A 4,675-nucleotide genomic window follows, 5' to 3' on the forward strand; every position below is an offset into this window, starting at 1 on the left:
GGCGCGCGCTCGATCCCGTACCGCTGCTCGCCGTCGCGGGGGAGGGGCCGCTGCGCGGGGAACTCCAGGCCAGGATCGAGGCGGAGGATCTGCCCGTACGGCTGCTCGGCAGCCGTGAGGACCTGCCCGCGCTGCTCGCGGCGAGCGATGTCGCCGTGCTGCCGAGCCGCTGGGAGGCGCGCGCGTTGTTCGCGCAGGAGGCGCTGGGGCTCGGTGTGCCGCTCGTCGCCTCGGCGGTCGGCGGCATTCCCGAACTCGTCGGCGGGGCGGCCGAACTGGTCCCCTACGGCGACGCCCCCGCCCTCGCCGCGCGCGTCGCCGGGCTCCTCGCCGATCCCGCCCGGCGCGCCGAGCTGGGCCGCGCGGGCCTGCGGCAGGCCGCGAGCTGGCCCACCGAGGACGCGACGGTCGCGCAGGTCCTCAGCGTGTACGACGAACTGACCCACCCCGAGCCACTGTTCTGAGCAGACCCGCCCCCGGGTCACCCGCCCCCGGGTCACCTGCCCCCGGGTCACCTGCCCCCGGGTCACCTGCCCCCGGGGCACCCGCGCCGCGGACGCATCCGCCCCCGGTGGCACCCCGCGCACGCCCCCCGGTCACCCGCCGCCCCGCGTGAGGCGAGACGGGTGACCGGAGGGCCGCCCGGGCTCAGCCCCCGTACGCCCCGCTCGCCGTCAGGCGCAGGGCCGTGTCGATGAGCGGCACGTGGCTGAACGCCTGCGGGAAGTTGCCGACCTGGCGGCCGCGCACCGGGTCCCACTCCTCGGCGAGCAGCCCGAGGTCGTTGCGCAGCGAGAGCAGGCGCTCGAAGAGCTTGCGGGCCTCGTCCACGCGGCCGATCATCGCGAGGTCGTCCGCCATCCAGAACGAGCAGGCGAGGAAGGCGCCCTCGTCGCCCGCGAGGCCGTCCACGCCCTCGTCGTCGCCCGAGGTCGGGTAGCGCATGATGAAGCCGTCCTTCGTGGACAGCTCCCGCTGGATCGCCTCGATCGTGCCGATGACGCGCTTGTCGTCGGGCGGCAGGAAGCCCATCTGCGGGATCAGGAGCAGCGAGGCGTCCAGCTCGCGCGAGCCGTACGACTGCGTGAACGTGTTCCGCTCCGGGTCGTAGCCCTTCTCGCACACGTCCCGGTGGATGTCGTCCCGCAGCTCCCTCCACCGCTCCAGCGGGCCGTCCGCGTCGCCCGACTCGATGAGCTTGATCGTGCGGTCCACCGCGACCCACGCCATGACCTTGGAGTGCACGAAGTGGCGGCGCGGCCCGCGCACCTCCCAGATGCCCTCGTCCGGCTCCGACCAGTGGTGCTCCAGGTACTGGATCAGCTTGAGCTGGAGCAGCGAGGCGTAGTCGTTGCGGGCCAGGCCCGTCATGTGCGCGAGGTGCAGGGCCTCGGTGACCTCGCCGTACACGTCGAGCTGGAGCTGCCCGGCCGCGCCGTTGCCGACCCGGACGGGCGTCGAGCCCTCGTAACCGGGCAGCCAGTCCAGCTCGCTCTCGCCCAGCTCCCGCTCGCCCGCGATCCCGTACATGATCTGGAGGTTCTCCGGGTCGCCGCCGACCGCGCGCAGCAGCCACTCGCGCCAGGCGCGGGCCTCGTCGCGGTAGCCGGTGCGCAGCAGCGAGGAGAGGGTGATCGCCGCGTCACGCAGCCACGTGAAGCGGTAGTCCCAGTTGCGGACGCCGCCGATCTCCTCCGGCAGCGAGGTCGTCGGCGCGGCGACGATCCCGCCGGTCGGCGCGTAGGTGAGCGCCTTGAGCGTGATGAGCGAGCGGATCACGGCCTCGCGGTAGGGGCCGTGGTACGTGCACTCCTCGACCCACTCCTGCCAGAACTCCTCCGTCGCGGCGAGCGACTCGAAGGGGGTCGGCAGGGCGGGCGGGCCGAGGTGGCTCGCCTGCCAGGAGATGACGAAACAGACCTTGTCGCCCGGGCCGACCGTGAAGTCGGAGTACGTCGTGAGGTTCTTGCCGTACGTCTCCGCGTCCGTGTCGAGCCACACCGAGTCCGGCCCCGAGACGGCGACCGTGCGCTCGTCCACACGGTGCACCCACGGCGTGATCCGCCCGTAGCTGAACCGCATCCGCAGGCTGGAGCGCATCGGCACCCGGCCGCTGAGCCCCTCCACGATGCGGATGAGCTGCGGTGCCTCCTCGCGCGGACCCATGAAATCGGTCACGCGCACACTGCCGCGCGGGGTGTCCCACTCGGACTCCAGGATCAGGGAGTCCCCCCGGTACGTTCTGCGGTCGGCGTTGGGCGGCTCGGTCCCGGGGGCGAACGCCGGCCCCAGCCGCCAGAATCCGTGCTCCTCGGTCCCGAGGAGCCCCGCGAAGATCGCCTGCGAATCGAAGCGGGGGAGGCACAGCCAGTCGACCGTGCCGTCCCGGCAGACCAGTGCGGCGGTCTGAAGGTCTCCGATGAGTGCGTAATCCTCGATGCGCCCGGCCACGTGCATCTCCAGTCGAACGGCCACGGCACGCCCCTGCGCGGGGCACCATGCGCTGCGGTCATAGGGTGAGCCGCCGGGCCGCTGTTCCCAGGGTGGGCGGGGGGATTCTTCTGGCCTCCCCCCGTCGCCCACCTCCACCCCTTGTGAGGAAGCGCTTTCGCGGTCCAGTTCCTTCGAGCCCGGCGGCGGATGTCCGAGCAGGATACGACGGCTCGTGGTGATCCGTGCGACCGTCGGGACACGGGGGTAGGGCCGAACGGGTGAGGCTTGTGTTGAGGCGCGGTAAAAGCCGGGCGCGTTCAGTGTGCGTGTGGCCGCGCGTACACGCAGCGTGCGGTCCCTGCCCCCGCACGGGCCCGGCGAAACCCGCGCCGCCGGGAAGCTCCGCCGACGCTGATACCCTGGTAGCCCGTGGACCGGTGGGCCCTTTACAGACCGTGAGACCCCCGCCCGCAGCGACGGACCTTCCCACCGGCACCCCGTGCCGCACGGAATTCCGGTCCGCACTCCAGACCGCGACCACGGGAGCCCCCTCTTGGCCATGCCGAACCGCACCTCGTCCACGACGACCAAGCACATCTTCGTCACCGGGGGTGTCGCCTCCTCACTCGGCAAGGGCCTCACCGCCTCCAGCCTGGGGGCGCTCCTCAAGGCGCGCGGTCTGCGGGTGACGATGCAGAAGCTCGACCCCTACCTCAACGTGGACCCGGGGACGATGAACCCCTTCCAGCACGGTGAGGTCTTCGTCACCAACGACGGCGCCGAGACGGACCTCGACATCGGCCACTACGAGCGTTTCCTCGACGTCGACCTCGACGGCTCCGCGAACGTCACCACCGGCCAGGTCTACTCGCAGGTCATCGCCAAGGAGCGGCGGGGCGAGTACCTCGGCGACACCGTGCAGGTCATCCCGCACATCACCAACGAGATCAAGGGCCGCATCCGGCGCCTGGCGAGCGACGACGTCGACGTCGTCATCACCGAGGTCGGCGGCACCGTCGGCGACATCGAGTCGCTGCCCTTCCTGGAGACCGTCCGCCAGGTCCGGCACGAGGTCGGCCGCGACAACGTCTTCGTCGTGCACATCTCGCTGCTGCCCTACATCGGCCCCTCCGGCGAGCTCAAGACCAAGCCGACCCAGCACTCCGTCGCCGCGCTGCGCAACATCGGCGTCCAGCCCGACGCGATCGTCCTGCGCGCCGACCGCGAGGTGCCGGTGTCGATCAAGCGCAAGGTCTCGCTCATGTGCGACGTGGACGAGACCGCCGTCGTCGCCTGTCCCGACGCCAAGTCGATCTACGACATCCCGAAGGTCCTGCACGGCGAGGGCCTGGACGCCTACGTCGTGCGCAAGCTCGACCTGCCCTTCCGGGACGTGGACTGGACCGTCTGGGAGGACCTGCTCGACCGCGTCCACCACCCCGACCACGAGGTCACGGTCGCGCTCGTCGGCAAGTACATCGACCTGCCCGACGCCTACCTCTCGGTCACCGAGGCGCTGCGCGCCGGCGGCTTCGCCAACCGTGCCCGGGTCAAGGTCAAGTGGGTCACCTCGGACGACTGCAAGACCCCGGCCGGCGCCGCCGCCCAGCTCGGCGACTGCGACGCGATCTGCGTCCCGGGCGGCTTCGGGGACCGGGGTGTCGTCGGCAAGGTCGGCGCGATCACCTACGCCCGCGAGCACAAGATCCCGCTGCTCGGGCTCTGCCTCGGCCTCCAGTGCGTCGTCATCGAGGCGGCCCGCAACCTCGCCGGCATCGAGGACGCCAACTCCACCGAGTTCGACGCGGCGACCTCGCACCCGGTCATCTCCACGATGGCCGAGCAGCTCGACATCGTCGCCGGCGAGGGCGACATGGGCGGCACGATGCGGCTCGGGATGTACCCGGCGAAGCTCGCCGAGGGCTCGATCGCGCGCGAGGTCCACGACGGCCGCGAGTACGTCGAGGAGCGCCACCGCCACCGCTACGAGGTCAACAACGCCTACCGCACGGAGCTGGAGAAGAAGGCCGGCCTCGTCTTCTCCGGCACCTCGCCGGACGGCAAGCTCGTCGAGTACGTCGAGTACCCGCGCGAGACGCACCCCTACCTCATCGCGACCCAGGCCCACCCCGAGCTGCGGTCCCGGCCGACCCGCCCCCACCCGCTCTTCGCGGGCCTGGTGAAGGCGGCCGTCGAGCGGCAGCGGCAGGGCGCCTGAGCCGTACCCGCCACCGGCGACGGA

At 71.9% G+C, this 4,675-nt stretch carries 3 protein-coding genes and 1 other annotated feature (1 of these 4 running past the window's edge); of the genes, 2 read left to right on the forward strand and 1 reads right to left on the reverse strand.

Going from position 1 to position 4,675, the window contains the following annotated elements; translation table 11 throughout:
* A partial coding sequence (locus SSBG_RS24255; RefSeq protein WP_037870535.1) for a glycosyltransferase family 4 protein occupies positions 1–464 on the forward strand: 464 nt, incomplete at its 5' end.
* Between the two features lie 184 nt (positions 465–648).
* On the opposite strand, the gene SSBG_RS24260 is transcribed toward SSBG_RS24255, so the two are convergent.
* Positions 649–2,475 carry a glycoside hydrolase family 15 protein gene (locus SSBG_RS24260; protein WP_008748710.1) on the reverse strand — a complete coding sequence of 609 codons (1,827 nt, stop codon included), beginning with the start codon at positions 2,473–2,475 and terminating at the stop codon, positions 649–651.
* A 517-nt stretch (positions 2,476–2,992) separates the two neighbouring features.
* Between SSBG_RS24260 and SSBG_RS24265 the strand changes: the two genes are divergently transcribed.
* A complete protein-coding gene (locus SSBG_RS24265; RefSeq protein ID WP_008748711.1) occupies positions 2,993–4,651 on the forward strand; it encodes a CTP synthase in 1,659 nt (552 codons plus the stop codon).
* Positions 4,639–4,675, forward strand: a sequence feature (23S ribosomal RNA rRNA prediction is too short) (it continues 317 nt past the right edge of the window). It overlaps the preceding gene by 13 nt.

This window comes from Streptomyces sp. SPB074 (genome assembly GCF_000154905.1).
Taxonomy (GTDB): Bacteria; Actinomycetota; Actinomycetes; order Streptomycetales; family Streptomycetaceae; genus Streptomyces.